The organism is Streptomyces sp. NPDC044044, from assembly GCF_056434405.1.
The window spans coordinates 698,553-720,092 of the sequence record NZ_JBWKFG010000004.1; the positions used below are offsets into that span (position 1 = coordinate 698,553).

Genomic DNA, 21,540 nt, shown 5'->3' on the forward strand with positions numbered 1-21,540 from the left:
TACCCTCGACTCCGTCACCACACGTTTTACGAGCACCCTGTGCGAGGAGACCGAAGATGAGCGAGCGACTCACCCCCGGCGAGACGGCCCCGGCCTTCACCCTGCCGGACGCTGACGGCAAAGAGGTCTCCCTGGCCGACCACAAGGGCCGCAAGGTCATCGTCTACTTCTACCCGGCCGCCCTCACCCCCGGCTGCACCAAGCAGGCCTGCGACTTCACCGACAACCTCGACGCCCTCGCGACCGCGGGCTACGACGTCATCGGCGTGTCCCCGGACAAGCCGGAGAAGCTGGCGAAGTTCCGCGAGCAGGAGAACCTCAAGGTCACCCTGGTCGGCGACCCCTCCAAGGAGACCCTGGAGGCGTACGGCGCCTTCGGCGAGAAGAAGCTGTACGGCAAGACCGTGACCGGCGTCATCCGCTCCACGATCGTGGTCGACGAGGCGGGCAAGGTCGAGCACGCGTTCTACAACGTCAAGGCGACCGGCCACGTGGCCAAGATCATCAAGGACCTGGGCATCTGACCCGCGCCTTACCGCCCCACTCACACTGTGACGAACGCCCCCTTCATGGGGGCGTTCGTTTGCGTCGGAGATGTTCGAGCAAGTGATGCCAGGAGGATTGTTCGCAGAACGGAAGGACTACCCATGGCGGCCCACGACGAGGCAGAGGCCGATACAGAGGCTGTGAAGCGCCACCGCACCCTCTTCCGAGCCGCCAAACGGCGCGCGAATCCACCGCTGCGCCGCACGGACATCACGGTCACGGACGATGCCGCGGTCAAACGGGCGGTCAAAGCGGCCTCGCTCGGAAACGCCATGGAGTGGTTCGACTTCGGCATCTACAGCTACCTGGCCGTCACCATCGGCCACGTCTTCTTCCCTTCCGGGAACGACACGGTCCAGCTGATCTCCTCCTTCGCGACCTTCGCGGTGTCCTTCCTCGTGCGGCCCATCGGCGGCATGGTCTTCGGCCCGATGGGCGACAAGATCGGCCGCAAGAAGGTCCTCGCGCTGACGATGATCATGATGGCGATCGGCACCCTCGCCATCGGCCTGATCCCGTCCTACGCCACGATCGGCTTCTGGGCCCCGGTCCTGCTGATCTTCTTCCGCCTCGTGCAGGGCTTCTCGACGGGCGGTGAGTACGGCGGCGCCTCCACCTTCATCGCCGAGTACGCCCCCGACAAGCGCCGCGGCTACTTCGGCAGCTTCCTGGAGCTCGGCACCCTCGCCGGCTACACGGGCGCGGCCGGCCTGGTCCTCATCCTCAACACGGCACTCGGCTCGGCGGCCATGGAGTCGTGGGGCTGGCGCGTCCCGTTCCTCGTCGCGGGCCCGCTGGGCCTCGTGGGCCTCTACCTCCGGCTGAAGCTGGACGAGACGCCGGCGTTCCAGAAGATGGAGGACGCCACCTTCCACTCGGCCTCCGAGGGCGCCTCCACCGTGGAGACCACCGCCAAGGGCGACCTGGCGAAGATCTTCACCAACTACTGGCCCACGCTGATCCTGTGCATCGCCCTGGTCGGCGCGTACAACGTCACCGACTACATGCTCCTGTCGTACATGCCGACGTACCTCTCGGACGAACTGGGCTACGACGACTCGCACGGCCTGCTGATCCTCATCGGCACGATGATCGTCCTGATGCTGATCATCAGCCAGGTCGGCAAGCTCTCCGACCGCTTCGGCCGCAAGCCGCTCCTGATGACGGGCATGGTCAGCTTCTTCGTGCTCTCCATCCCGGCGTTCCTCCTGATCAAGCAGGGCAGCCTGGTGGCGGTCTCCGGCGGCATGCTCCTGCTCGGCCTCTCCCTGGTCTGCCTCCTGGGCACGATGTCGGCAACGCTCCCGGCCCTGTTCCCGACCTCGGTCCGCTACGGCTCCCTGTCGGTCGGCTACAACATCTCCGCCTCCCTCTTCGGCGGCACGGCGCCCCTGGTCATCACCTCCCTGATCAGCATCACGGGGACGGACATGATCCCGGCGTACTACTCGATGGCGGCGGCGCTGGTCGGCATAGTGGCGGTGGCCTGCATGAAGGAAACGGCCCAGAAGCCGCTGTCGGGCTCGCCCCCGTCGGTGGAGACGAAGCAGGAGGCGGCGGAACTGGTGGAGGCGGCAGCCCCGACCCCAAAGTTCTGACCCCTCCCCCTCCTCACCCACATCCCGGAACGGCCCGCCCCACTCGAAAGTGAGGCGGGCCGTTCCGCATTCCGGACGTGACGGTCCGATTGTCGGTTCGTTAGCCCGTACGAGGCTGCGAACAGGCGGCCGGATGGGGAGGGGAATCATGCCGGTCAGTCCGTACACCAGGGAGCGACTGGAGGAGGCGGCCAAGTCATCGCGGACGTTGTCCGAGGCACTGGGCAGATTGGGGGTGGACCCGAAGAGTTCGACGCGGCGGTACATCCACCAGCGGATGAAGAAGCTGGGGGTAGATACATCCCACTTCGAGCGGGACGGGGTTCGGTGGACCAGGGAGGTCCTCAAGCCTGCTGTGGCCGCGTCGAAGAGCGTGAACGACGTGTTGCGGTACCTGGGGATCGAGGTCGTGGGTGGCCACCACACGCACATCGCGCGCCGCATCAAGGCGTATGGCATCGATACGTCGCACTTCCAGCAGCCGTCCCGGACCGGCGTCCCCAAGCAGCGCCGCACGCCGCATCAGATCCTGGTCGAACAAGAGCCGACGACGGCCCGGCGCATGCAGAGTGACCGGCTCAAGCGGGCCATGACCGAACTCGGCGCCGTCGAGCGGTGCGCGATGTGCGGAACGGATCCGCTGTGGCGAGGACATCCCCTGGCGCTGGAGGTGGACCACATCGACGGTGACTGGCGCAACAACCGGATGGAGAACCTGCGACTGCTGTGCCCCAACTGCCACGCGACCACAGATACTTACCGGGGCCGGGCCAAGGGGCGATGATCATGAGCGAGCCGGCCCGCTACACGCGGGAACTGCTGGCACAGGCCGCCGAGAGCTGTTCCAGCATCGACGAAGTCATCGCCTTTCTGGGCACGCGCCCTTACGGGAACCTCCGCCCTCATCTGTTCAAGCGGTTCGACCACTTCGGAATCGATGTCTCCCACTTTCCGCGTCCACGGCGAGGGCACACCAGGCCTTCCCCCGAGGAACTTCGGCAGGTGGTCTCGCAGTCCACATCCATCGCAGGAGCACTGCGCATGCTGGGGGAGAGAGCGAACGGCCAGCCATACGCACTGTTCCATCGCTGGGTGGAAGAGGACGGACTGGACACCTCCCACTTTCTCGGTCAGGCGCACCAACGGGGCAAGCCAGGAACGACACCCCTGAAGACGGCGGCGGACGTGCTCGTCAAGCACGACCGTCAGCGCCGCACCAGAACCGTCTTCCTGCGTCGAGCGCTGCGCGAGATCGGCGTCCCGGAACTTTGCGACGGGTGTGGGACCCCGCCCGAGTGGAACGGCAAGCCCCTGACGCTGGAGGTCGACCACATCAACGGCGATTGGAACGACGACCGGCGCGAGAATCTGCGGCTGCTCTGTCCCAACTGCCATGCGATCACCAGTACCTGGTGTCGCGGAGGCCGCCGTGCACCCATTGGGGTCCCGAGACTAAGCACCGCCTGACCGGTAACATGACTGGCCATGCGGCCGTGGCGGAACTGGCCTACGCGCAACACTTAGGATGTTGTGGGAGAAATCCCTTGAGGGTTCGAGTCCCTCCGGCCGCACGCCTTCGTTTCCAAGGCCCGGCTCGCGCACCCCGCGAGCCGGGCCTTCGTCGTCCGCAGCGTCAGCCCAGCAGCTCCCGCACCACAGGCACCAACGCCCGAAACGCCTTCCCCCGATGGCTGATCGCGTTCTTCTCGGCGGCGGAGAGCTCCGCGCACGTGCGGGTCTCGCCCTCCGGCTGGAGGATCGGGTCGTAGCCGAAGCCGCCCGAGCCCGCGGGCGCGTGGCGGAGTACTCCTCTCAGCTGGCCCTCCACCACCCTCTCCGTGCCGTCCGGCAGGGCCAGGGCCGCCGCGCAGGCGAAGTGGGCTCCTCGGTGGGTGTCCGCGTCGATGTCGCCGAGTTGGGCCAGGAGCAGGTTCAGGTTCGCGGTGTCGTCGCCGTGGCGGCCCGCCCAGCGGGCGGAGAAGATGCCGGGGGCGCCGCCGAGGACGTCGACGCAGAGGCCGGAGTCGTCGGCGACCGCGGGCAGGCCGGTGGCCTGGGCGAGGGCGTGGGCCTTGAGGAGGGCGTTCTCGGCGAAGGTGACGCCGGTTTCCCTGACGTCGGGGATCTCGGGGTAGGCGTCCGCGCCGACGAGGTCATGGGTGAGGCCTGCGTCGGCGAGGATCGCCTTGAGTTCCGTGATCTTGCCGTTGTTGCGGGTGGCGAGGATGAGGCGGGTCATGCCCACCAGTATCCGGCCTGCCCCGGGTGCTACGGCGTGCAGACCTTGGTCAGTTCGCCGGCCGCGTCCGTGATCGGGCTGAGGTCGGGGGTCGCGTCGCCGTTGTCGATGGACGTGCGGACGTTGCCGACGGCCTTGTCGAGGTCGTCGACCGCCTTGTTCACGTCGGTGTTGTCGGTCTTGTCGCCGATGTCGTCGATGTTCTTGTCGATCTTGTCGAGTGCCTCGTCCGCCTGCGTGGGGTCGTCACCGGCCTTCTCGACGGCCTGCTGGAGGTCGGTGACGCTGTCGGCGATGGCGTCGGCGGTCTGGACGCAGTCGAGCGCCTTGTTGACGGCGTCGCAACCGACAAGGCCGATGCCCGCCGGCACGGCGAGCAGGACGGCGGTGACTGCGGTGGCGATACGGCGGTGGCGCGCGGCCATGTTTCGGTCCCTCCCCAGGGGTACGGACGGGCGCACGGCTTGGCCCGCGCGCCCGTACCCGTTAGAACGCCCTCAAGGGGGCTGATGGTTGCCTGTTGCGTGGCTCGGCTTGGCCGAGGAGAGGCGGGGCGGCCTCCGGTGTCGGGCCCGCGTACGCCGGTGTCCTTACGGGGTGCAGGCCTTGGTGACCTTGCCGCCCGCGTCCAGGACGGGGCGGAGGTCGGGTGTTTTGTCGCCGTCCTCGACCGCCGCCTCGACGTTGTCGACGGCTTCCTTCATCTTGTCGACGGCCTCGCGCACGTCCCCGTCGTCGTTCTTGGCGCGGATCTCGTCGAGGTCGGACTCGATGTTGTCGAAGGAATCGTCGGCCTTGTCCGGGTAGAGGGCCGCCTCCTGGGCGGCCTTGCGCAGCGCGTCGGCGCTGTCGGAGACCGCGTCGGCCGCGCGTAAGCAGTCCACGGCGTCCTTCGGGTCGCAGGCGGCCAGGCCGAGCACTCCCGGGACGACGAGCAAGGTGATGGCGGTGGCGGTGACGAGACGGCGGTGACGCACGGCCATGGATGAAGCCCTCCCCGGCATACAGCCGGGCGCGCGGCCTTGTCCGCGCGCCCGTCGTATTCGTAACAACGCCCTTGGGGTGGCCGGTGGTTGACTGGTCTTCCGCCCAACTGCCGCCGTGTACCGCGTAATTCAGCCGTTCTGGACCGTGGATTCCAAGGCCTGGCGCTGCAGGGCGGCCAGGTCCTCGCAGCCGCCGACCGCGAGGTCGAGCAGCGCGTTGAGTTCCTTGCGGTCGAAGGGCTCGGCCTCGGCGGTGCCCTGGACCTCGACGAAGCGGCCGTCGCCGGTGCAGACGACGTTCATGTCGGTGTCGGCCTTCACGTCCTCCTCGTAGCGCAGGTCGAGGAGCGGTACGCCGCCGACGATGCCGACGGAGACGGCGGAGACGGTGTCGGTGAGGGGCTTGCGGCCGGCCTTGATGAGCTTCTTGCCCTGGGCCCAGGCGACGGCGTCGGCGAGGGCCACGTACGCGCCGGTGATGGCGGCGGTGCGGGTGCCGCCGTCGGCCTGGAGGACGTCGCAGTCGAGGACGATGGTGTTCTCGCCGAGCGCCTTGTAGTCGATGACTGCGCGCAGGCTGCGGCCGATGAGGCGGGAGATCTCGTGCGTGCGGCCGCCGATCTTGCCGCGTACGGATTCGCGGTCGCCGCGGGTGTTGGTGGAGCGCGGCAGCATCGAGTACTCGGCCGTGACCCAGCCTTCGCCGCTGCCCTTGCGCCAGCGCGGGACGCCCTCGGTGACGGAGGCGGTGCAGAAGACCTTGGTGTCTCCGAAGGAGATGAGGACCGAACCCTCGGCGTGCTTGCTCCAGCCGCGTTCGATGGTGATCGGGCGGAGCTGTTCGGGGGTGCGGCCGTCGATGCGGGGCTGTGAGGACATGCGGCTGAGCCTATCCGCACATGGGTGAGCGGCCCGTCCCCACCACATGGGTGAGGGACCCTTCCCCATTGCTGGGCAGGGTCCCTCACCGGTGCGTTCAGCGACTCACATCATGTCTTCGATGTCCGCGGCGATCGGGTCCGCGTCGGTGCCGATGACGACCTGGATCGCGGTGCCCATCTTGACGACGCCGTGGGCGCCTGCGGCCTTCAGCGCGGCGTCGTCGACCAGGCCCGGGTCCTTGACCTCGGTGCGGAGGCGGGTGATGCAGCCCTCGACCTCTTCGATGTTGTCGATGCCGCCGAGCCCGGCAACGATCTTCTCAGCCTTGCTGGCCATGGTGTTCTCCCTGTTCTTAAAGGACGCGGCCTCACCACACCGTGGGTCCGCTTTGTCACGGTAACTCACGGTTGGAGCATCTTCGCGGGCGGTTACGGCACTCGTACCCAATGATGACGATCAAGGTGTCATCCCTGTCGGGACGGCACCGCACCCGTTCCGCAACTGGTCTACACCAGTTTTCAACGACCGCCAAACCTGGCTTGTTCCGGAGGGGACGCCGATGAGTTCCGAAGCAGCAGCGGTGCCGCAGAAGAAGTGGTGGGGCGGTCTTTTCCAGGGCCTGCAGAAGATGGGCCGCAGCCTCCAGCTCCCCATCGCCGTCCTGCCTGCCGCCGGCATCCTCAACCGCCTCGGCCAGCCGGACGTCTTCGGCGCCGACGGCCTCGGCTGGGACAACGTCGCCAAGGTCTTCGCGGCGGCGGGCGGTTCGCTCCTGGACTCCACCCTCGGTCTGCCCCTGCTGTTCTGCATCGGCGTCGCGATCGGCATGGCCAAGAAGTCGGACGGCTCCACCGCCCTCGCGGCGGTCACCGGATTCCTCGTGTACTACGCGGTCCTGCGCGCCTTCCCCGACGACTGCCCCGCTGACACCACCTTCGGCGCCGCGGGGATGTGGGGCGGGGTCTGCATCGCGGAGGACGGAACGCCCGCGCAGGCCGATTACCAGAACCCAGGGGTCTTCGGCGGCATCGTGATGGGCCTGCTCGCCGCGTGGTTCTGGCAGCGCTACCACCGCGTGAAGCTGGTCGACTGGCTCGGCTTCTTCAACGGCCGCCGCCTCGTGCCGATCATCATGGCCTTCGTCGGTCTGGTCTTCGCGGGTCTGTGCGTGTGGATCTGGCCGCCCGTCGGCGACGCGCTGACCAGCTTCTCCAAGTGGCTCGTGGACCTCGGCTGGCTGGGCTCCGGAATCTTCGGCGTGGCCAACCGCGCGCTGCTCACCATCGGCCTGCACCAGTTCCTGAACACGTTCGTCTGGTTCCAGTTCGGCGACTTCACCAAGCCGGACGGCACGATCGTGCACGGTGACATCAACCGCTTCCTCGCGGGCGACCCGACGGCGGGTCAGTTCACGTCGGGCTTCTTCCCGATCATGATGTTCGCGCTCCCCGCGGCGGCCCTGGCGATCACGCACGCGGCCCGTCCCGAGCGCCGCAAGGTGGTCGGCGGGCTGATGCTGTCGGTCGGCCTGACGTCGTTCGTCACCGGCATCACCGAACCGATCGAGTACTCGTTCCTGTTCATCGCCCCGGCCCTGTACGCGATCCACGCGATCCTCACCGGTGTCTCGATGGCGGTGACGTGGGGCCTGGGGGTCAAGGACGGCTTCAGCTTCTCGGCGGGTCTGATCGACTACGTCATCAACTGGAGTCTGGCGACCAAACCCTGGCTGATCATCCCGATCGGCCTTGTCTTCGCGGCGGTGTACTACGTCCTGTTCAGCTTCGTGATCCGCAAGTTCGACCTGCCGACGCCCGGACGAGAACCGGAAGAGGAAGCGGAAGCACTGGACGCGGAGCAGACCAAGGCTTAGCTCCAGCAAGGGCTGCACCCCACCCCCGCACACAGCCGCATACGGAAGGGCCCTCGGACCTCTGGTCCGGGGGTCTTTTGCCGTTCATTTCGCGTTATGGCCGACCCCACAAAACTCGTGGGTTCCTTACGTCACCTTCACCGTGCTACAACAGGTCTACACCACTAATTGGTGTAGACCACGCGGCTCTCGCCGCGGGACCCCCGGAGACGCCGCCGTCCCCCTCTTCCATGTCCTTGGCGGCGCCTTGCCCACTGGAGGAAGTTGTGTCCACGGCCAGTGCCGCCCCCGCGGCCGACAAGAAGAAGGGCGCAGGCGCGATGGCTGTCATGCAGCGCATCGGCCGCAGCCTCATGCTGCCGGTCGCCGTGCTGCCCGCAGGCGCCCTGCTCATCCGCCTCGGCCAGCCCGACATGCTGGGCCGCGAGTCCTTCCCCGAGTTCATCACCAAGATCGCCACGTTCATGGCGGCCGGCGGCAGCGCGATCATCGACAACATGGCGCTCCTGTTCGCCGTCGGCATCGCGATCGGCTTCGCCAAGAAGTCGGACGGCTCGACCGCTCTCGCGGCCGTCACCGGCTACCTGGTCTTCCAGAAGGTGCTCGGCACCTTCACGGACAAGAACCTGCCGAAGGTCGCCACGGCCGTCGACGGCAAGGTCGTCATGGTGGACGCGCCCGTGGACGCCAAGGTCCTCGGCGGTGTGGTCATGGGCATAGTCGTGGCCCTGCTCTACCAGAAGTTCTACCGGACGAAGCTGCCCGACTGGGCGGGCTTCTTCGGTGGCCGCCGCCTGGTCCCGATCCTCTCCGCCTTCGCGGGTCTGTTCATCGGCATCATCTTCGGCTACATCTGGCCGGTCCTCGGCACGGGCCTGCACAACTTCGGTGAGTGGCTGGTCGGTTCGGGCGCGGTCGGCGCGGGCATCTTCGGTGTCGTCAACCGTGCGCTGATCCCCGTCGGCATGCACCACCTCCTGAACTCCTTCCCGTGGTTCCAGGCCGGTTCGTACGAGGGCAAGAGCGGCGACATCGCCCGCTTCCTCCAGGGCGACCCGTCCGCCGGACAGTTCATGACCGGCTTCTTCCCGATCATGATGTTCGCCCTCCCCGCGGCCTGCCTCGCGATCGTCCACTGCGCGCGCCCCGAGCGCCGCAAGGTCGTCGGCGGCATGATGTTCTCCCTCGCGCTCACCGCGTTCGTCACCGGCGTGACCGAGCCGATCGAGTTCACGTTCATGTTCATCGCCCCGGTGCTCTACGCGATCCACGCGGTCCTCACCGGCGTCTCCATGGCGCTGACCTGGGCGCTCGGCATGAAGGACGGCTTCGGCTTCTCGGCCGGTGCGATCGACTTCTTCCTCAACCTGGGCATCGCGACCAAGCCCTGGATGCTCGTGCTCGTCGGCCTCTGCTTCGCCGCGGTCTACTACGCGATCTTCCGCTTCGCGATCACCAAGTGGAACCTCCCGACGCCGGGCCGCGAGTCCGACGAGGAGCTCGCCGAGCTCCAGAAGGCCGAGGCCAAGTAGCCTCCCGCCGCACTTCGGGACGTAAGCCCCGCACCGTTGCGACCAACGGTGCGGGGCTTCGTCATGTTCCGCGGCTTACGGTCGGATACATGACGACGCCCCCCGAGACCCCCCGCATCCTCGACCTCGACCGCGACCGCCTCTCCGCCCTCCGCGGCCGCGCCCTGACCGCATCGGTCGCCGCCGCCGAGGGCCGCACCATGGTCGGCGAGGTCTTCGCCGACCGGGCGGCGCTCGTCCCGATGCCCGGCATGCCCGGTGTGCACAACGCCGAGCTCGTCGCGGCCTTCGGCGCCGACATCGTCGTACTGAACCTGATCGAGCGGGCCTGGGACGGCGAGCGGCTCGACCTGCCGGGCCTTGGCGCCTTCGCCTCCATCGCCGAGCTCGCCGCCTTCATCGGGCGGCCGATCGGCATCAATCTGGAGCCCGGCGACGTCCCGGAGATCCGCCGCGCCAAGCCCGAGTACGCCAGGCGGCTGATCGACATGGGTGCGGCGATGCTCTGCCTGACGGCGAATCCGGGGACGGGCGGTTCGTACGAGGGTCTGGCTCGGGTCACGGAGGAGCTGAGGCAGGGCCTCGGTGACGACGTCGCGCTCTGGAGCGGCAAGATGCACCACGCGGGTCACCCGGAGCGGGTCACCGCCGCCCGGCTCACCTCGCTCGTGGACGCGGGCGCGGACGGCGTCGTGATGCCGCTGCCCGGGACGCTGCCGGGCGTCACCAAGGAGCTGGCCGCCGAGGCCGTGGCCGCGGTGCAGGACGCGGGGGCGGTCGTGATGGGGGCGATCGGCACCAGCCAGGAGGGCAGCCACGCGAACGTCGTGCCGCAGCTGGCCCTGAACGCGAAGGAAGTGGGCGTCGACGCGCACCACTTCGGGGACTCCTACCTGCCGGGCATGTGCGACCCGGAGGTCATGTACGCCTACTCGGTCGCGATCCGCGGCCGCCGCCACACCTGGAACAGGATGGCGCTGGGCGGCCGCGGAACCAGGCGCTAGGCCCTTGGACCGCTAGATCTCGTAGCTCCGGCCGGGCGTCGCGAGTTCGACCGGTCCTTCGTACGCCGTCCGCGCGTCCGCCAGGTTCACCTGGGGGTCGGTCCACGGCGGGATGTGGGTGAGGACGAGCCGCGCCGCCTTCGCGCGCCGGGCGGACTCGCCCGCCTCACGGCCGTTGAGGTGCAGGTCGGGGATGTTCTCCTTGCCTGCGGTGAAGGCCGCCTCGCAGAGGAACAGGTCGGTGTCGGCGGCCAGTTCGTCGAGCGCGCCGCACACGCCGGTGTCTCCCGAGTACGTGAGGGACGTGCCCCCGTGCTCGACGCGGATGGCGTACGCCTCGACGGGGTGGCGCATCTTCTCCGTGCGGACCGAGAAGGGGCCGATGTCGAACGAGGCGGGCTTGACGGTGTGGAAGTCGAAGACCTCGCTCATCGATGAGGCCGAAGGGGTGTCGGCGTACGCGGTCGTGAGGCGCTGTTCCGTGCCCTCGGGTCCGTAGACCGGGATGGGGGCGCAGCGGCCGCCGTCGTGCCGGTAGTAGCGCGCCACGAAATAGGCGCACATGTCGATGCAGTGATCGGCGTGGAGATGGCTGAGGAAAATCGCGTCGATGTCATAGAGACCGACATGGCGCTGCAGCTCGCCGAGGGCACCATTGCCCATGTCGAGAAGCAGCCGGAAGCCGTCGGCCTCGACGAGGTAGCTCGAACAGGCCGAGTCCGCGGACGGAAACGACCCCGAGCAGCCGACGACGGTGAGCTTCATGGAGCGGAAACCTCCGGGGGCGAAACGGGGGTTGTGCGGGGGCCTTGCGGGGGGGCTCGCGAAGAGGCCTGCGAGAGGCTCTTCGAGGAGTTCTGCGATCCGTCGAGCGTAAGGCGCAAAAGGTCCGGTCGCTCCTCCGTCGTGGGCCGTTGTGGGAGAACTCACCTGCGGTGTCACCGGTTCGGGGGGCGCGCGGGGCGGGGTGCGCGCCGGTACCGTCTGCGCTATGGATACGTCGTGGTGGCTCGCGCTGGCCGCTGTGGTGGTGCTCGCGATGGTCGCCGCCGTGGTGGACGGCCGGGGGCGCAGCGACCGCGGACCCCGCGGTCGGACCACCCGGCCGCCGGGCCGTCCGCGCGGGCCTCGGCGCAGGCTGCCCGCGCCCAAACCGGCGGAGATCTGGTGGGCGAAGGTGCCCTACGAGGACGGTCCCGGCGAGAAGGACCGGCCGTGTCTCGTGCTTTCGGTGCGGGGCGAGAGCGCGGTCGTCGCGAAGATCACCAGCAGGTACCGCGACGAGCGGGCCGGGGTGATCCCGCTGCCGCCCGGTTCGGTGGGCGACGCGCGGGGGCGGCCCAGCTTCCTGGAGACGGACGAGCTGCGGGACGTTCCGGTGTGGGAGTTCCGCAGGCGGGCGGGGGTCGTGGATCCGGCGCTGTGGGACCAGGTGCGGTACTTGGCGGGTTGAGCAGCAAAACGCCGGACGGACTGAACGAATTCAGTCCGTCCGGCGTGTGCGGACGCACGCGGCGAAGCCGGTGATCGTCCGGTACCGCGGGGCGCCTAGGCCCACAGCTGGCCCTGCAGTGTCTCGATGGCCGCCTCGGTCGTCTCGGCGGTGTAGACGCCCGTCGAGAGGTACTTCCACCCGCCGTCCGCCACGACGAACACGATGTCGGCGGACTCCCCCGCCGCCACCGCCTTCTTGCCCACGCCGATCGCCGCGTGCAGCGCGGCCCCGGTGGAGACCCCGGCGAAGATGCCCTCCTCCTTGAGGAGCTCGCGGGTGCGCGTCACCGCGTCCGCCGAGCCGACGGAGAAGCGGGTGGTCAGGACGGACGCGTCGTACAGCTCGGGGACGAAGCCCTCGTCGAGGTTGCGCAGGCCGTACACGAGGTCGTCGTAGCGGGGCTCCGCGGCGACGATCTTGATGTCCGGCTTCTGCTCGCGCAGGAAGCGGCCCACGCCCATGAGCGTGCCCGTGGTGCCGAGGCCCGCCACGAAGTGGGTGACGGAGGGCAGGTCCGCGAGGATCTCCGGGCCGGTGCTCGCGTAGTGCGCGCCCGCGTTGTCCGGGTTGCCGTACTGGTAGAGCATCACCCAGTCCGGGTGCTCGGCCGCCAGCTCCTTGGCGACGCGTACGGCCGTGTTGGAGCCGCCCGCCGCCGGGGACGGGATGATCTCCGCGCCCCACATGGCGAGGAGCTCACGCCGCTCCTGCGAGGTGTTCTCCGGCATGACGCACACGATGCGGTAGCCCTTGAGCTTGGCCGCCATCGCGAGCGAGATGCCCGTGTTGCCGGACGTCGGCTCCAGGATCGTGCAGCCGGGCGTCAACCGCCCGTCCTTCTCCGCCTGTTCGACCATGTGCAGTGCCGGGCGGTCCTTGATGGAACCGGTCGGGTTGCGGTCCTCCAGCTTCGCCCAGATGCGGACGTCGTCGGACAGATAGAGCTCTGCGAGGCGCGGCAGGCGGACGAGGGGCGTGTTGCCCACGGCCGCCAGCGGGGAGTCGTAGCGAGGCATCCGCGATCAGACCATGCCGCCGGCCACGGCCGGGAGGATCGTGACGTTGTCGCCGTCCGTGAGCTTGGTGGTGATGCCGTCCAGGAAGCGGACGTCCTCGTCGTTCAGGTACACGTTCACGAAGCGGCGCAGCTTGTCGCCGTCCACGATGCGCTCGGCGATGCCCGCGTGCCGCGAGTCGAGGTCGGAGAAGAGCTCGGCGAGGGTGTCCCCGCTGCCCTCGACGGCCTTGGCGCCGTCGGTGTAGGTGCGGAGGATGGTCGGGATGCGGACCTCGATGGCCATGGCTGGGGGCTCCTGTCGGGAGAAGTCACGTGGGTGGGCGCGCGGCGGCCCGGTCGTGCGGGTGCGTCAGTTCGAGTGCGTAGGCAGAGGCGTTACGCGGAGGTGGCGCCGCGGCTCACGGCCGTACGGCGGCGGCTGTCAGCGCGAACAGATCGCGCTGGAGAGCCTGCACAAATCGACGTGCAGACGCGCAACGAGCAGCATGCCCGGCATCTTGTCGCTCACGTCGTGGGGAACCATGCGGTCATCGTATCGATTCCCGGTCCGGGTTCTGGAATGTGATCTCACATGGTGGATGGAATGCGTCCATCACGTGGATGAGGGGAGATACGTGACCGTCGGTGCCCCGGTCGCGGGGTGCACCGAGACCTCTGCCGTGACCCCGTACACATCGGCGAGGAGCTCGCTGGTGAGGACTTCCTTCGGCGCTCCCGACGCGACGAGGCGGCCCCCGTCGAGCACGTACAGACGGTCGCAGTAGTACGCGGCCAGATTCAGATCGTGCAGGGCCAGGAGATTCGTCGTGCCGAGGGTGCGGACCAGGGAGAGGATCTCCAGCTGGTAGCGGATGTCCAGGTGGTTGGTCGGTTCGTCGAGGACGAGGACCCCGGGCTCCTGCACCAGCGCCCTCGCCACGAGCGCGCGCTGGCGCTCGCCGCCGGAGAGCCCGGCGAAGGCGCGGTGGGCGAGGTCCGCCGCGCCGACCCGCTCAAGGGCCTCGCCCACGAGGACGGCGTCCCGCGCGCTGTCGGCCTCCCAGAAGCGCTTGTGCGGGGAGCGGCCCATGGCGACGATCTGCCGGACGGTGAGCTCGAAGCCGGTGTGCCCGTCCTGCGGGACCGTGGCGATGCGGCGGGCGCGGTCCTTGGCCGAGCGGGCCGCGAGGTCCTCGCCGTCCAGGAGCACGCGGCCGCCGGTGGGCGTGAGGGTGCCGTAGACGCAGCGCAGGAGGGTGGTCTTGCCGCTGCCGTTGGGGCCGACGAGGCCGACGGTCTCGCCTCGGGCGGCGTGCAGGGTGACGTCGTCGACGAGGGTCTTGTCACCTGTGCGGTAGGAGAGGGATTCGGTGCGCAGCACCGCCGGGTCGCTCATGCGGTGGCCTCCGTACGGTTCCTTCGCAGCATCCACAGGAAGAACGGGCCGCCCGTCAGCGCCGTCAGGACGCCGACCGGGATGTCCTGCGGCGCCGCGACCGTGCGCGCGGCGAGGTCGGCGGTCACCAGGAACACCGCGCCCATCAGGGCCACCACCGGCAGCAGCGCCCGGTGCGCGGCGCCGACCAGCATCCGGGCCGCGTGCGGCACCATCAGGCCGACGAAGCCGATGGCTCCGCTGTACGCGACGAGTACGCCGGTCAGGAGCGAGGCGAGGACGAAGACGGCGGCGCGGAAGCGTGCCGTGTCCAGGCCGAGGACCGTGGCGCCCTCCTCGCCGACCAGGAGCAGGTCGAGGGGGCGGGCCAGGGCGACGAGCAGCGCCGTGCCCACGACCAGGGCGGCGCCGGGCAGGGCGAGCATGTCCCAGCGGGCGCTGCCGAGGCCGCCGAGCGTCCAGTACAGGACTTCCTTCAGGTGGTCCGCGCTGTCGGCCATGATCAGGATCAGGCTGGTCAGGGCCGAGAGGATGTACGAGACGGCCACTCCGGCCAGGATCAGGCGGCCGGTGGCGAACCCGCCCCCGCCGGACCTGGCCAGGGTGTAGACGACGAGCAGGGAGAGCAGGGCGCCGACGAAGGCCGCGGCCGGGATGGTGACGGTGATGGACACGCCCGCGCCGATACCGAAGGCGCTGCCGAGGACGATGACGGCGACGGCTCCCGCGGATGCTCCGGAGGAGACGCCGAGGAGGAACGGGTCGGCCAGCGGGTTTCTCACCAGGGCCTGGAGGACGGTGCCGATGACGGCGAGCCCCGCGCCGACGGCTGCGCCGAGCAGGACCCGGGGCAGGCGGACGTCCAGCACGATCGTGCGGAACGGAGAGGGTTTTGCACCTCCGGTGAGGATCTCCAGGACGTCGGCCGGGGGTATCCGGACCGAGCCCAGGACCAGGCCTGCCACGACCGCCGCCGCGAGGGCCGCGAGAAGTGCCGCGCACACGACGGCGTAGCGCCGTCGTGTGCGCGGCCGCGGGAGCGGCCCCCTCACAGCTGGTCCGCCAGCTTGCTCACCGCCCCTGGTGCCCGCACCCCCACCACCGCGTCCGACAGCGGAAGCACCGCGAAGCGCTTGTGCTTGACGGCGGGGACGTCCGCGAGGACCGGGTCGTCGAGGAGACGCTTCTTCTTCTGGGCGACCGTCGTGCCGCCGTAGTCGAGGATCACGATCACCTCGGGCTTGCGGTCGACCACCGACTCCCAGGACGCGTCGCCGAAGGACTTGTCCAGGTCGGCGAAGACGTTGCGGCCGCCCGCACGCTCGATGATGTCGTTGCCGATGCCCCGGCCGCCGGCCGTGAACGCGGTCTTGTCGCCGCTGTCGTAGACGAAGACGGGCAGGGGCTTCCTGGACTTCAGCTTCTGCGCGGTGGCGGCCAATTGGCCCTTCGCCTCGTCCACCCACTTGTCCGCCCGCGGCCGCACCCCGAAGGTGCTGCCGACCTCACGGACCTCCTTGTAGACGTCGTCCATCGACACCGCACGCTTCGCGCAGCCCTCGACGTTGAGGCGGCTCTCGATGCCGGACTTCGCCAGGGCCCCGCGGCTGCGGCCCTCGCCCGCCAGGAAGGCGCTCGCGTAGCCGCCGTAGACGTAATCGGGGTTGGCGGACAGGAGCTTTTCGTAGGAGGGGTACTCCTTGGCGAGGACCGGGGTGTCCGCGTATGCCTTCGCGTACTTCGGCAGGACCTTGTCGTCCAGGTACGCCGTGCCCGCGATGCGGTCCTTGAGGCCCAGCTCAAGCATCACTTCCGTCGCGTGCTGGTTCATCGTCACGGCGCGCTTCGGGGGTGCTTCGTACGTCGTCTTCACGCCGCAGTTCGTGACCGTGTAGGGGAAGCCCGGCGCCTTGGACTCCGGCTTCGACTCCGAGCCGCCGGAGGAGGACGAACACGCGGCGAGCGGGACAAGCAGGGCCGCGGCTATGAGCGCGCGCAGGTGCGTGTGCGTGCGTATGGGGCGTGGCATGGCTGAGCGCCTCCTCCAGGGGATTCCGCGTCCCCTGCGTCGTGGGAGAAGAAGGCGGCAGGTCAGTTCCTGACTGCCCCGCCCGCAAGGGGTGGGGTCACAGTGGCGGGACCGTGCCGGATTCGCACCGGCTTCCTGGGTCCTGCCGCCTCAAGGTGAAGCTCAGTATGCCTGGACGATCTCGACCTCTTCCTCGGTGACCTCGCCATCGACGATGCGGTAGGAGCGGAACTGGAACTCGCCCGCGTCGTCGGTGTCGGCCGTGGAGACCAGGACGTAGTGGGCGCCCGGCTCGTTCGCGTACGTGATGTCCGTGCGCGAGGGGTACGCCTCGGTGGCCGTGTGCGAGTGGTAGACGATCACCGGCTCCTCGTCGCGGTCGTCCATCTCGCGGTAGAGCTTGAGGAGGTCGCCCGAGTCGAACTCGTAGAACGTGGGCGAGCGGGCCGCGTTCAGCATCGGGATGAAGCGTTCCGGGCGGCCGGTGCCCTCCGGGCCCGCGACCACACCGCAGGCCTCGTCGGGGTGGTCCTGGCGCGCGTGCGCGACGATCTGGTCGTGGAGGGCCTGGGTGAGGGTCAGCATGGCAGCCAGGATAAGCAGAAGGGCCGACCCGTACCGAAGAGTGGTACGGACCGGCCCACATGCTGGGATCAGCCGATGATCCCGAGGTGCTCAGGCAGCGCTGAGGCGGTGCTCAGACGGTGGTCAGGACTTGACCGCGTCCTTCGGTCCCGCCTCGCCGCCGCCCGTCGGCTGCGCATTGCGCTTCTGCATGACCAGGTAGCCGACGCCGAGGATCAGGGCCCAGACCGGAGCCGCGTACAGCGAGATCCGCGCGTCCTTGTCGACGCCCATCATCACGATGACCATGCCGATGAACGCCAGCGCGAACCAGCTGGTGTACGGGGCACCCGGCGCCCGGAAGGTGGACTGCGGGAGCTCGCCGCGGTCGGCCTTGCGGCGGTACTTGATCTGGCAGACCAGGATCATGATCCAGGCCCACATGCCGGAGATGGTCGCGAAGGAGACGACGTAGTTGAACGCCTCGCCCGGCCACTGGTAGTTGATCCAGACGCCGACCAGCATCAGCGCGGCGGAGAAGGTGGTGCCGACCAGCGGCAGGCCGTTCTTCGTCAGCTTGGTGAAGAACTTCGGGCCCTGGCCGTTGAGCGCCAGGTCGCGCAGCATGCGGCCGGTGGAGTACATGCCGGAGTTGCAGGAGGAGAGCGCGGCCGTCAGCACGACGAAGTTGACGATCGCGGCGCCGACGCCGAGGCCCATCTTGTCGAAGGCGGCGACGAACGGCGAGACGCCCGGCACGAACTCCGTCCACGGCACGACCGAGAGGATCATGATGAGCGCGCCGACGTAGAAGACGGCGATGCGCCACGGCACGGTGTTGATCGCCTTGGGCAGGACGGTCTTCGGGTCCTTGGACTCGCCCGCGGTGACGCCGACGAGCTCGACGGCCAGGAAGGCGAACATCACGATCTGCAGCGTCATCAGCGTGGAGCCGATGCCGTTCGGGAAGAAGCCGCCCTGGTCCCACAGGTGGGTCACGGAAGCGGTGTCACCGGCGTCGGAGAAGCCGATGGTGAGGATGCCGAGGCAGATCAGGATCATGCCGATGATCGCGGTGACCTTGACCATCGAGAACCAGAACTCGAGCTCGCCGAAGAGCTTCACGGAGATCAGGTTGGCGCCGTACAGGATGACCGTGAAGATCAGCGCGTAGGCCCATTGTGGAATGGAGTCGTGCGTCCAGTACTGCATGTACTGGGCCGCCGCCGTGACTTCCGTGATGCCGGTGACGACCCAGAAGAGCCAGTACGTCCAGCCGGTCACGTACCCGAAGAACGGGCCGATGAATTCACGTGCGTACTCCGAGAAGGAGCCCGACACGGCGCGGTACATGAGCAGCTCGCCCAGGGCCCGCATGATGAAGAAGATGACGAGGCCGGCGATGGCGTACGCCAGGATGAGGCTCGGGCCGGCCTTGTGAATGGCCTTGCCCGCACCGAGGAACAGGCCGGTGCCGATGGCACCGCCGATCGCGATCATCTGGATCTGCCGGGCACCGAGCCCGCGCTGATAACCCTCGCCTGACGAACCGGACGAGCCGCCCGCTCCGTCGGCCTCATTGCCGTCGTGGTGCTCTTCGACCTGCACTGAGGTCATGGTGACGCCTTTCTCCACGCTAGATCCGTGCCCGCAGTCTGCGTAATGGCCACGGATCAGGTCCTGATCCCCCCGGATATGGATGGAGTGCTACCGGCGGTCTGCCGGCCCGAGCGCCACCGGTGACATGGGTGGCGTCACCGAGTGGTCGTGAAGATTTATCACGGCCGCAACAGTGATCGGCTGAGCCGCGTGTGGCCCATGCCACGAGAAGAACCGGACAAAATTCCCTCGCCGCATCAAAGGCGGGCAGCCGAGTAACACGATCGTTATCCGGATTTGAGCGTCCGATGAGCGAACGGACGGTAACCGATGCTACATACAACGACTTTGCGCGGCCCGGGTGTGACTTCTAACCGATGAGCGTGCCGACCAGCGTCTCCTGCAGGCCGCCCAGCCAGAGGTAGGCCATCACCATCGGCTTGCGGGGGTCCGAGTCCGGCAGCTGGAAGAGCACGTCCGTGTCGTCCTCGTCGGTCACTTCGAGGCGCGCGCCGATCGCCAGGCGCAGGTCGTTGAGCGCGCCGAGCCAGTGCCGCGACTCGTCGGCCGACAGCTTCAGGACGGCGCCGCCCTCGCCCTTCGACGTCATGGCGTCGAGGCAGCGGATCACCACCAGGGCGTCGTCGCGCTTCTTGGCCCGCAGGTCGTTCTCGGTGAAGCGCCTGAACTCCGACGAGTACGCGCGCAGTTCGTCCTCGTCGGCCTTCTCGCTGCCGGGTCCGCCGTACGCGTCGGGAAGCAGCCGCTTGAGGACCGGGTCGGCGGGCGGCTCGCTCGGGCCCTCCGCGAACAGCTCCGCGAGGGGGTCGTCGGACGCGTCCTCGGCCGGGCCCGGCCCGATCAGCTCCAGGAGCTGCACGGCGAGGGAGCGGATGATCGAGATCTCGACCTCGTCGAGCGCGACGGCGGCGCCGCCCCCGGGAATGGCTTCGAATTGTCCTGGCATCAGATGCGTCGCTACTTCCGGTCCTGCTGGAGGGTGGCCCACAGCCCGTACCCGTGCATGGCCTGTACGTCGCGCTCCATCTCCTCGCGGGAGCCGGTGGAGACGACGGCGCGGCCCTTGTGATGCACGTCCATCATCAGCTTCGTGGCCTTCTCCTTCGAGTACCCGAAGTAGGACTGGAACACATAGGTCACGTAACTCATCAAATTGACCGGGTCGTTGTGGACGAGCGTGATCCAGGGGACGTCGGGCTCCGGGACGGCGAACGTCTCTTCGTCCGATTCCGGGCGGGTGATCTCTGCGGGAGCCGTACTCACTTGTCCCATGCTGCCACCCGCAGGGGGGCCTCGCACAAATGGGCTCACGAAATCGTCAGAGTGACGAGATGCGGGGTAGCATCCTTCGTATGAACACAGCGGACCTTGGGCTGCCGGTGGATGTTCCGTCGACAGCGCTCTTCACGGATCACTACGAGCTCACGATGCTGCAGGCCGCGCTGAAGGCCGGCACCGCCGACCGGCGCTCCGTCTTCGAGGTCTTCACGCGCAGACTGCCCGAGGGGCGCCGCTATGGAGTGGTGGCCGGAACCGGCCGGGTCCTGGACGCCGTCGAGAACTTCCGCTTCGACGCCGATGTCATCGGATTCCTGCGCGAGCGCCGTGTCGTCGACGAGGCGACCTTGGAGTGGCTCTCCTCGTACCGCTTCAGCGGTGACGTCTGGGGCTACCCCGAGGGCGAGGTCTACTTCCCCGGCTCGCCGATCCTGCGCGTCGAGGGCTCCTTCGCGGAGTGCGTGCTCCTGGAGACGGTGATCCTCTCCATCCTCAACCACGACTCGGCGATCGCGGCCGCCGCGTCCCGGATGGCATCGGCCGCCGGTGAGCGCCCGCTGATCGAGATGGGCGCACGGCGTACGCACGAGCTCGCGGCCGTCGCCGCCTCGCGCGCCGCGTACGTGGGCGGCTTCACCACGACGTCCGACCTCGCGGCCGGGTTCCGCTACGACATCCCCACGGTCGGCACCTCGGCCCACGCCTTCACCCTCCTGCACGACAACGAGCGCGACGCGTTCCAGGCCCAGGTGGACTCCCTGGGCCCCGGCACCACGCTGCTCGTCGACACGTACGACGTGACCGAGGCCGTCCGCACCGCCGTCGAGGTCGCGGGGCCCGGTCTCGGCGCCGTGCGCATCGACTCCGGGGACCTGCTCCTGGTCGCGCACCGGGTGCGCCAGCAGCTGGACGAGCTCGGGGCGACGAATACGAAGATCGTCGTGACCTCCGACCTCGACGAGTACGCCATCGCCTCGCTCGCCGCGGCGCCCGTGGACGCGTACGGCGTGGGCACGCAGCTCGTCACCGGGTCGGGGCACCCGACCTGCTCGATGGTCTACAAGCTCGTGGCCCGCGCCCACTCGGCGGACGTGAAGGCTCCGCTGGAGCCCGTGGCCAAGAAGTCGCTCGGCGCCAAGTCCTCGGTGGGCGGCCGCAAGTGGGCCGCGCGGCGGCCCGACGAGCACGGTGTGGCCGAGGCCGAGGTGATCGGAACGGGCGCCGTACCGGTGGAGCTCGCCGACCACCAGCTCCTCGTCGAGCTGATCAAGGGCGGTGAGGTGGTGGCGCGCGAACCGCTCGACACCGTGCGCGACCGGCACGCGGCGGCGCGGGAGCGGCTCCCGCTCTCGGCTACGCAGCTTTCGAAGGGCGAGGCCGTCATTCCGACGGAATACGTCTGAGGTGCGCCGGAGTGAAGGAGGGGGCGTTCGAACGCCCTCTCCCGCAACTCGGCCGAAGTCTCTACGCTCGGTTCATCCGGCCGAGTCCCCCTCTCCCC

25 protein-coding genes, 1 tRNA gene and 1 riboswitch are annotated in these 21,540 nt (G+C 68.7%); of the genes, 10 read left to right on the forward strand and 16 right to left on the reverse strand.

Annotated elements, in window-relative coordinates; translation table 11 throughout:
• Positions 1–56 precede the first annotated feature (56 nt).
• The 5 genes from bcp (at position 57) to AC07AG_RS18790 (ending at position 3,715) form a co-directional block, all read left to right on the forward strand.
• Positions 57–524, forward strand: coding sequence for a thioredoxin-dependent thiol peroxidase (gene bcp / locus AC07AG_RS18770; protein WP_478756156.1), 468 nt, complete (start codon positions 57–59; stop codon positions 522–524).
• A 123-nt stretch (positions 525–647) separates the two neighbouring features.
• Positions 648–2,144 carry a glycine betaine/L-proline transporter ProP gene (gene proP / locus AC07AG_RS18775; RefSeq protein ID WP_478756157.1) on the forward strand — a complete coding sequence of 499 codons (1,497 nt, stop codon included), beginning with the start codon at positions 648–650 and terminating at the stop codon, positions 2,142–2,144.
• A gap of 148 nt (positions 2,145–2,292) precedes the next feature.
• On the forward strand, positions 2,293–2,928 hold the full coding sequence (locus AC07AG_RS18780) for an HNH endonuclease signature motif containing protein (RefSeq protein ID WP_478756158.1): 636 nt from the start codon (positions 2,293–2,295) through the stop codon (positions 2,926–2,928).
• Between the two features lie 2 nt (positions 2,929–2,930).
• The gene (locus AC07AG_RS18785; RefSeq protein ID WP_478756159.1) at positions 2,931–3,611 is read left to right on the forward strand and encodes an HNH endonuclease; all 681 of its coding nucleotides are present in this window, start codon (positions 2,931–2,933) and stop codon (positions 3,609–3,611) included.
• Positions 3,612–3,631: 20 nt separating this feature from the next.
• A tRNA-Leu gene (locus tag AC07AG_RS18790) sits at positions 3,632–3,715 on the forward strand.
• 62 nt (positions 3,716–3,777) lie between these two features.
• On the opposite strand, the gene rdgB is transcribed toward AC07AG_RS18790, so the two are convergent.
• The 5 genes from rdgB to AC07AG_RS18815 form a co-directional block, all read right to left on the reverse strand.
• Complete coding sequence (gene rdgB / locus AC07AG_RS18795) at positions 3,778–4,383, reverse strand: RdgB/HAM1 family non-canonical purine NTP pyrophosphatase (RefSeq protein WP_478756160.1); 606 nt, start codon at positions 4,381–4,383, stop codon at positions 3,778–3,780.
• A 29-nt stretch (positions 4,384–4,412) separates the two neighbouring features.
• Positions 4,413–4,808, reverse strand: a complete 396-nt coding sequence (locus AC07AG_RS18800) for a hypothetical protein (RefSeq protein WP_478756161.1) — start codon at positions 4,806–4,808, stop codon at positions 4,413–4,415.
• A gap of 165 nt (positions 4,809–4,973) precedes the next feature.
• A complete protein-coding gene (locus AC07AG_RS18805) occupies positions 4,974–5,366 on the reverse strand; it encodes a hypothetical protein (RefSeq protein WP_478756162.1) in 393 nt (130 codons plus the stop codon).
• 132 nt (positions 5,367–5,498) lie between these two features.
• A complete protein-coding gene (rph, locus tag AC07AG_RS18810; RefSeq protein ID WP_478756163.1) occupies positions 5,499–6,248 on the reverse strand; it encodes a ribonuclease PH in 750 nt (249 codons plus the stop codon).
• A 105-nt stretch (positions 6,249–6,353) separates the two neighbouring features.
• Positions 6,354–6,656, reverse strand: a complete 303-nt coding sequence (locus AC07AG_RS18815; protein WP_478756164.1) for a PTS sugar transporter subunit IIB — start codon at positions 6,654–6,656, stop codon at positions 6,354–6,356.
• A gap of 154 nt (positions 6,657–6,810) precedes the next feature.
• Here AC07AG_RS18815 and AC07AG_RS18820 point away from each other — a divergent pair, with 154 nt between their 5' ends.
• The 3 genes from AC07AG_RS18820 (at position 6,811) to AC07AG_RS18830 (ending at position 10,660) form a co-directional block, all read left to right on the forward strand.
• Positions 6,811–8,124 (forward strand): PTS transporter subunit EIIC, encoded by a 1,314-nt coding sequence (locus AC07AG_RS18820; RefSeq protein WP_478756165.1) that lies wholly within the window; start codon positions 6,811–6,813, stop codon positions 8,122–8,124.
• Positions 8,125–8,390: 266 nt separating this feature from the next.
• On the forward strand, positions 8,391–9,656 hold the full coding sequence (locus AC07AG_RS18825) for a PTS transporter subunit EIIC (RefSeq protein WP_160505266.1): 1,266 nt from the start codon (positions 8,391–8,393) through the stop codon (positions 9,654–9,656).
• 89 nt (positions 9,657–9,745) lie between these two features.
• Positions 9,746–10,660, forward strand: a complete 915-nt coding sequence (locus AC07AG_RS18830; protein ID WP_478756166.1) for a DUF7916 family protein — start codon at positions 9,746–9,748, stop codon at positions 10,658–10,660.
• Positions 10,661–10,672: 12 nt separating this feature from the next.
• Here the strand turns inward: AC07AG_RS18830 and AC07AG_RS18835 are convergent, their stop codons facing one another.
• Positions 10,673–11,425 (reverse strand): MBL fold metallo-hydrolase, encoded by a 753-nt coding sequence (locus tag AC07AG_RS18835; protein WP_478756167.1) that lies wholly within the window; start codon positions 11,423–11,425, stop codon positions 10,673–10,675.
• Positions 11,426–11,651: 226 nt separating this feature from the next.
• Between AC07AG_RS18835 and AC07AG_RS18840 the strand changes: the two genes are divergently transcribed.
• Positions 11,652–12,113: a type II toxin-antitoxin system PemK/MazF family toxin gene (locus AC07AG_RS18840; RefSeq protein ID WP_478756168.1), complete on the forward strand. Its 462-nt coding sequence runs from the start codon at positions 11,652–11,654 to the stop codon at positions 12,111–12,113.
• Positions 12,114–12,208: 95 nt separating this feature from the next.
• On the opposite strand, the gene AC07AG_RS18845 is transcribed toward AC07AG_RS18840, so the two are convergent.
• The 10 genes from AC07AG_RS18845 to clpS all read right to left on the reverse strand — a co-directional run bounded on the left by AC07AG_RS18845 (position 12,209) and on the right by clpS (position 20,033).
• Positions 12,209–13,171, reverse strand: coding sequence for a PLP-dependent cysteine synthase family protein (locus AC07AG_RS18845; RefSeq protein ID WP_478756169.1), 963 nt, complete (start codon positions 13,169–13,171; stop codon positions 12,209–12,211).
• A 6-nt stretch (positions 13,172–13,177) separates the two neighbouring features.
• Entirely contained in the window at positions 13,178–13,456 is a 279-nt protein-coding gene (locus tag AC07AG_RS18850; protein ID WP_478756170.1) for a MoaD/ThiS family protein, read from the reverse strand.
• A gap of 138 nt (positions 13,457–13,594) precedes the next feature.
• Entirely contained in the window at positions 13,595–13,696 is a 102-nt protein-coding gene (locus AC07AG_RS18855) for a putative leader peptide (RefSeq protein ID WP_336605789.1), read from the reverse strand.
• Positions 13,697–13,765: 69 nt separating this feature from the next.
• The gene (locus AC07AG_RS18860; protein WP_478756171.1) at positions 13,766–14,548 is read right to left on the reverse strand and encodes an ABC transporter ATP-binding protein; all 783 of its coding nucleotides are present in this window, start codon (positions 14,546–14,548) and stop codon (positions 13,766–13,768) included.
• Positions 14,545–15,600: a FecCD family ABC transporter permease gene (locus AC07AG_RS18865; RefSeq protein ID WP_478756172.1), complete on the reverse strand. Its 1,056-nt coding sequence runs from the start codon at positions 15,598–15,600 to the stop codon at positions 14,545–14,547. Before AC07AG_RS18865 ends, AC07AG_RS18860 begins: the two co-directional genes overlap by 4 nt.
• A complete protein-coding gene (locus tag AC07AG_RS18870) occupies positions 15,597–16,577 on the reverse strand; it encodes an ABC transporter substrate-binding protein (protein WP_478756173.1) in 981 nt (326 codons plus the stop codon). The genes AC07AG_RS18865 and AC07AG_RS18870 overlap by 4 nt, the downstream gene beginning before the upstream one ends.
• Positions 16,578–16,620: 43 nt before the next feature.
• A riboswitch (cobalamin riboswitch) is annotated at positions 16,621–16,738 on the reverse strand.
• 1 nt (position 16,739) lies between these two features.
• Positions 16,740–17,162 carry a M67 family metallopeptidase gene (locus tag AC07AG_RS18875; protein WP_478756174.1) on the reverse strand — a complete coding sequence of 141 codons (423 nt, stop codon included), beginning with the start codon at positions 17,160–17,162 and terminating at the stop codon, positions 16,740–16,742.
• A 123-nt stretch (positions 17,163–17,285) separates the two neighbouring features.
• Positions 17,286–18,758 carry an amino acid permease gene (locus AC07AG_RS18880; protein ID WP_478756175.1) on the reverse strand — a complete coding sequence of 491 codons (1,473 nt, stop codon included), beginning with the start codon at positions 18,756–18,758 and terminating at the stop codon, positions 17,286–17,288.
• A 352-nt stretch (positions 18,759–19,110) separates the two neighbouring features.
• Complete coding sequence (locus AC07AG_RS18885) at positions 19,111–19,707, reverse strand: DUF2017 domain-containing protein (RefSeq protein ID WP_478756176.1); 597 nt, start codon at positions 19,705–19,707, stop codon at positions 19,111–19,113.
• Positions 19,708–19,718: 11 nt separating this feature from the next.
• Positions 19,719–20,033, reverse strand: coding sequence for an ATP-dependent Clp protease adapter ClpS (gene clpS / locus AC07AG_RS18890; RefSeq protein WP_160505277.1), 315 nt, complete (start codon positions 20,031–20,033; stop codon positions 19,719–19,721).
• Between the two features lie 80 nt (positions 20,034–20,113).
• On the opposite strand from clpS, the gene AC07AG_RS18895 reads away from it, so the two are divergent.
• The gene (locus AC07AG_RS18895; RefSeq protein ID WP_478756177.1) at positions 20,114–21,442 is read left to right on the forward strand and encodes a nicotinate phosphoribosyltransferase; all 1,329 of its coding nucleotides are present in this window, start codon (positions 20,114–20,116) and stop codon (positions 21,440–21,442) included.
• The last annotated feature ends 98 nt before the right edge of the window (positions 21,443–21,540 follow it).

Excerpts from the sequence above, each read along its gene's own strand:
- bcp (WP_478756156.1), top strand. The coding sequence starts at position 57 with ATGAGCGAGCGACTCACCCCCGGCGAGACGGCCCCGGCCTTCACCCTG.
- proP (WP_478756157.1), top strand. The coding sequence starts at position 648 with ATGGCGGCCCACGACGAGGCAGAGGCCGATACAGAGGCTGTGAAGCGC.
- AC07AG_RS18780 (WP_478756158.1), top strand. The coding sequence starts at position 2,293 with ATGCCGGTCAGTCCGTACACCAGGGAGCGACTGGAGGAGGCGGCCAAG.
- AC07AG_RS18785 (WP_478756159.1), top strand. The coding sequence starts at position 2,931 with ATGAGCGAGCCGGCCCGCTACACGCGGGAACTGCTGGCACAGGCCGCC.
- rdgB (WP_478756160.1), bottom strand. The coding sequence starts at position 4,383 with ATGACCCGCCTCATCCTCGCCACCCGCAACAACGGCAAGATCACGGAA.
- AC07AG_RS18800 (WP_478756161.1), bottom strand. The coding sequence starts at position 4,808 with ATGGCCGCGCGCCACCGCCGTATCGCCACCGCAGTCACCGCCGTCCTG.
- AC07AG_RS18805 (WP_478756162.1), bottom strand. The coding sequence starts at position 5,366 with ATGGCCGTGCGTCACCGCCGTCTCGTCACCGCCACCGCCATCACCTTG.
- rph (WP_478756163.1), bottom strand. The coding sequence starts at position 6,248 with ATGTCCTCACAGCCCCGCATCGACGGCCGCACCCCCGAACAGCTCCGC.
- AC07AG_RS18820 (WP_478756165.1), top strand. The coding sequence starts at position 6,811 with ATGAGTTCCGAAGCAGCAGCGGTGCCGCAGAAGAAGTGGTGGGGCGGT.
- AC07AG_RS18830 (WP_478756166.1), top strand. The coding sequence starts at position 9,746 with ATGACGACGCCCCCCGAGACCCCCCGCATCCTCGACCTCGACCGCGAC.
- AC07AG_RS18835 (WP_478756167.1), bottom strand. The coding sequence starts at position 11,425 with ATGAAGCTCACCGTCGTCGGCTGCTCGGGGTCGTTTCCGTCCGCGGAC.
- AC07AG_RS18840 (WP_478756168.1), top strand. The coding sequence starts at position 11,652 with ATGGATACGTCGTGGTGGCTCGCGCTGGCCGCTGTGGTGGTGCTCGCG.
- AC07AG_RS18845 (WP_478756169.1), bottom strand. The coding sequence starts at position 13,171 with ATGCCTCGCTACGACTCCCCGCTGGCGGCCGTGGGCAACACGCCCCTC.
- AC07AG_RS18850 (WP_478756170.1), bottom strand. The coding sequence starts at position 13,456 with ATGGCCATCGAGGTCCGCATCCCGACCATCCTCCGCACCTACACCGAC.
- AC07AG_RS18855 (WP_336605789.1), bottom strand. The coding sequence starts at position 13,696 with ATGGTTCCCCACGACGTGAGCGACAAGATGCCGGGCATGCTGCTCGTT.
- AC07AG_RS18860 (WP_478756171.1), bottom strand. The coding sequence starts at position 14,548 with ATGAGCGACCCGGCGGTGCTGCGCACCGAATCCCTCTCCTACCGCACA.
- AC07AG_RS18870 (WP_478756173.1), bottom strand. The coding sequence starts at position 16,577 with ATGCCACGCCCCATACGCACGCACACGCACCTGCGCGCGCTCATAGCC.
- AC07AG_RS18875 (WP_478756174.1), bottom strand. The coding sequence starts at position 17,162 with ATGCTGACCCTCACCCAGGCCCTCCACGACCAGATCGTCGCGCACGCG.
- AC07AG_RS18880 (WP_478756175.1), bottom strand. The coding sequence starts at position 18,758 with ATGACCTCAGTGCAGGTCGAAGAGCACCACGACGGCAATGAGGCCGAC.
- AC07AG_RS18885 (WP_478756176.1), bottom strand. The coding sequence starts at position 19,707 with ATGCCAGGACAATTCGAAGCCATTCCCGGGGGCGGCGCCGCCGTCGCG.
- clpS (WP_160505277.1), bottom strand. The coding sequence starts at position 20,033 with ATGGGACAAGTGAGTACGGCTCCCGCAGAGATCACCCGCCCGGAATCG.
- AC07AG_RS18895 (WP_478756177.1), top strand. The coding sequence starts at position 20,114 with ATGAACACAGCGGACCTTGGGCTGCCGGTGGATGTTCCGTCGACAGCG.